The organism is Shewanella sp. K8 (genome assembly GCF_028823715.1).
GTDB lineage: Bacteria > Pseudomonadota > Gammaproteobacteria > Enterobacterales > Shewanellaceae > Shewanella > Shewanella algae.
Genome location: NZ_JAPEHY010000074.1, coordinates 1 through 3,754, shown reverse-complemented (window position 1 = coordinate 3,754; position 3,754 = coordinate 1). Strand labels below are relative to the sequence as shown.

The window sequence follows — 3,754 nt, the reverse complement described above, 5'->3', positions numbered from 1 at the left end:
ATCCAGGCCTGTAAGCCGACGCAGAGCACACATGGGACTTGTTCGCACCTTCCCTGAAGGAGTAGTTAGATGAAAAATAGGGTGTATATGGCCCAGAGTCTGGATGGTTTTATTGCCGGACCCAATGGTGAGCTTGATTGGTTGGCGGCAATAGATAACCCGGAGGGCAGCGATCTGGGATTTGCCGAGTTTATGGCTTCGGTCGATGCTCTGCTCATGGGGCGCAACACTTTTGAAGTGGTGGCCGCCTTCGATGCCTGGCCCTACGATAAACCTGTATTTGTTGCCAGCAATAGTCTCAAGCAATTACCGGAGGGTTTTGCCGGCAAAGCTGAGTTAATTTGCGGCTCGGCAACTGAAATGCTCAGCGCCTTGCATGCAAAGGGGTACCACAACATCTATCTTGATGGCGGCGCTCTTATTCGCTCCTTTATTGCCGCCGCTCTGGTCGATGAGCTGACCATTACCACAGTGCCTGTGTTGCTGGGGGGCGGGATCCGGCTATTTGATACCTTGCCTGGTTCTGTGAACTTGAAGTTGGTGTCATCACAGTTGCTGTTGGGGCAATTGGTAAAGAATCGTTATCAGTTTCAAAGGGAGACACAGGCATGAATCAAGTGGGTACCTTAATCTTTTTCTGCGGCAAGATGGGCGCGGGCAAGTCGACTCTATCGCAAGAGTTGGCTTCAGAGCGGCGCGCCGTCTGTATCAGTGAAGATCAGTGGCTTGCCGCTCTTTTCCCGCAAGAGATCCAAAACTTTGGCGACTATCTCAAGTTTTCGGCTCGGCTCAAACCTGTTATGAGCGCACATATTCAGGCCTTACTCGGTTGCGGTGTCGATGTGGTGCTGGACTTCCCGGCTAATACCGCAGTGCAGCGTCATGGGTTCAAGGCCCTGGCCGAGGCGGCCGGAGCGCAGCATCTGCTGGTCTATTTAGAGGTAGATGATGAGTTGTGTCTCGAGCGTCTGGCACTCAGAAGAGTTCAATGCCCGGAGCGGGCAGCCTTCGACAATGAAACCGTCTTTCGGCAAGTGAGTGCCTATTTTGAGGCGCCAACGGCCGAGGAAGCGCTATCGATAGAGGTGCGCCCGGCCTGAAAACAGCAGACATGGCGTTCGCTATTTGGCTGTGGCAGACCAAGATTATTTGTGCCAATATGCGCCGGCCTGTTTGCTGCTCTTTGGCAGAGTTCAAACATGGCGTTATAGTCATGCGGGCGCGAAGGCGCCGTAAAATAGAGGTTAGATTATGAAGAGAGCAGTGAAGGCAGTCCAATTATCGCTTGAATAGATTCTTAGCAATAATTGGACGCAAAAATGAATAGAAACAATATCTGGAATTACTCATTCTTATACTCTTTGGTACTTCTGGTACCTTTCGATCTGCTTGCTTCACTGGGGATGGACTTATACCTTCCGGCAGTGAATGACATCGGCACAAGTTTCAAGGTAGGAAGGGAGCAGGTTCAGCTGACGCTGACCATGTATATGGCACTCCTAGGCCTTGGGCAATTGCTGTTTGGCCCCCTCTCGGACAAGTTTGGCAGAAGGCCGATAGTCGTTATTGGCGCTGTCTTGTACTCATTGTCCAGCCTGGCTATTCCGTTAAGTCCGAACTTTGATTACTTCCTGGGACTGAGATTGTTACAGTCGCTGAGCGCGTCTGCACTATTGGTTGCGGCGTTTGCCACGGTCAGAGATGTATTTGCCGAAAGGGAAGAAGGCGTAGTCGTTTACGCCATCATGGGTTCAGTGTTGGCTTGTGTCCCGGCAGTGGCACCGTTTCTGGGTGCCTTGATAGAAAAGCAGTGGCATTGGCAGGGCATATTTTACTTCCTGGGAATATTTGCTGCCGTGGTTGCCGTGCACACAGTGTTTAAATGGCCAGAAACCCGGCCGGCCAAAACCCAACCGTTTCGTTTCAATAGCTTGTTCACCATCCTGGGGTCCAAGACTTTTATCGGTTATACCTTGGCTTATGCAACGGCTATGGGGACCTTCTTCGCCTACTTTTCCACCTCGCCCTCGGTGCTGATGGATACCTTGAGCCTGAGTAAACTCGAGTTCAGCCTCTGGTTCGGCTCGGTGGCGATTGTGATGATACTGACCACCAGGTTCGTCAAGCCTTTGGTTGGGCGTTGGGGAATAAGCGGCACAGTGTTTCGGGGGCTGGCGGGGCTATTTGTCAGTGGGCTTATCCTCTATCTGTGCGAGTGGCTCTTTGGCGTTACCCTGCTGGGCTTTATGCTTCCCATGTACCTGATTGGAGTCAATATTGCCTTGACTTGTGCAGTCTCGGCCAACGGCGCTCTGCACGCCTTCTCCGCTTCGGCGGGTTTGGCAACGGCGCTTTATTATGCGCTGGAAAGCCTGTACTTAAGCCTTATGGTCAGTGTGCTGATAAAGCTGATCCCGCCCGGGACCTCGGCCACCATAGCCGTGTATATCTTTATCTCTTCCCTGTTGGCTGCGGGCTTTATCCTGCTGGGCAGGCGACAGCAAGGTTAACTTGGATTTGTATAACTAAAGAGTCCCCCGGATTTTTGGGGGACTTTAATAGTCAAACGTGGATTTGAAAGTTTCAAGTGTTGGCATTGGCGCGAACTTATCGACCGTATAACGGCCCGAGGTCAAGAGTTACCCGTTAACCGCTATGGTAGCTCAGCCAACTATGAGCAGATAGTCGCGGCTTACGGAGGGCTATGGTGTGGTAGCCAACGAACCAACAGGCCTTGCGAATGACAGAATAATGTAAGGGTAAAGCGCTACAACATGATAGTGAAGAGCAGCTTGAGTTGTTGGGCAGTGACAGCCAAGAACTGGAACAAGCCCTGCTAACCCATGCCAGTCTTTATGAAGATGAGCGCAGCGAGTTTATGCGCCGCTAGCCTACTAATTTGCAGAGTCTATGTGAGTTGAACCTTACGGCCTTACACAGCCGAGGCGTGTATGAATCTGATGTATTGGCAGAACACTTGGCCACTTTGATAGGTTGCTACCTTGGCGGGCGCGATATGTATATCCCAAGCGGCGAACGTCTTAACGTAGCTCTGAGGGATATCTGTATTTGGCGCGAGTTCAAGGACAATAACCTAGAGCAGCTCTGCCGCCAGTATGGCCTGAGTGAGCGCCGCGTCAGCCAGATAGTGGCGGAACAACGCACAGCCTTTGTAGCGAGAAAGCAGAGGGGGTTGTTTTAAGTGACTGTGATGTAAATCAGGATTAAAAAATCAGTACTTAAATCTTATTACGTATTGACTTAAGATCATGTAATGTAAGCTCAAATAGTTGGCGTCTAAGGAGCTTAATGTGGCTGTAACAATTTCGATTTTTAACAACAAAGGTGGCGTTGGAAAAACAACCATTATTTGGAATTTAGCCGTTTCTCTCGCTGATCAAGGTAAAAGTGTTCTGTTAATCGATTTTGACCCACAATGTAATCTGTCGATTGCTTGTTTAGGCGCCCAAGAGTTTTCAGAGTTACTTATAGAGAGTGATGAGTTTCCATTTGGTCGGACAGTTAAAGCTTTTGCTCTACCGTACATACAACAAAATCGAAGAGGGGAAGTATTTACTATGTTCCCTAAACAAGATACTGATGACGGGATTTTACACTTAGTACCAGGTGATTTTTGGCTGAACACATTTTCAGATATCCTTAACGTGGGTACTGATGTCATAAGTGGTGCGGGTCTTTATCGTTTTATCTTGCCAAGTTTGATTGCGGAGGAAGCTTCACGTATTAATGATAT

Annotated in this window: 5 protein-coding genes; all 5 read left to right on the top strand. The window is 49.6% G+C overall.

Features of this window, described 5'->3' with window-relative positions; all coding sequences use genetic code 11:
• The first annotated feature begins 69 nt into the window (after positions 1–69).
• Complete coding sequence (locus tag ON072_RS20875) at positions 70–612, top strand: dihydrofolate reductase family protein (protein ID WP_025009479.1); 543 nt, start codon at positions 70–72, stop codon at positions 610–612.
• Entirely contained in the window at positions 609–1,100 is a 492-nt protein-coding gene (locus tag ON072_RS20870) for an AAA family ATPase (RefSeq protein WP_261752889.1), read from the top strand. The genes ON072_RS20875 and ON072_RS20870 overlap by 4 nt, the downstream gene beginning before the upstream one ends.
• A gap of 219 nt (positions 1,101–1,319) precedes the next feature.
• A complete protein-coding gene (locus ON072_RS20865; protein ID WP_144221453.1) occupies positions 1,320–2,510 on the top strand; it encodes a multidrug effflux MFS transporter in 1,191 nt (396 codons plus the stop codon).
• A 389-nt stretch (positions 2,511–2,899) separates the two neighbouring features.
• Positions 2,900–3,202 carry a Mor transcription activator family protein gene (locus ON072_RS20860; protein WP_315903431.1) on the top strand — a complete coding sequence of 101 codons (303 nt, stop codon included), beginning with the start codon at positions 2,900–2,902 and terminating at the stop codon, positions 3,200–3,202.
• A 109-nt stretch (positions 3,203–3,311) separates the two neighbouring features.
• Positions 3,312–3,754: AAA family ATPase (locus ON072_RS20855; protein WP_274626178.1), on the top strand; the 443-nt coding region annotated here is incomplete at its 3' end.

Coding starts and splice junctions, on each gene's coding strand:
- ON072_RS20875 (WP_025009479.1), top strand. CDS start 70: ATGAAAAATAGGGTGTATATGGCCCAGAGTCTGGATGGTTTTATTGCC.
- ON072_RS20870 (WP_261752889.1), top strand. CDS start 609: ATGAATCAAGTGGGTACCTTAATCTTTTTCTGCGGCAAGATGGGCGCG.
- ON072_RS20865 (WP_144221453.1), top strand. CDS start 1,320: ATGAATAGAAACAATATCTGGAATTACTCATTCTTATACTCTTTGGTA.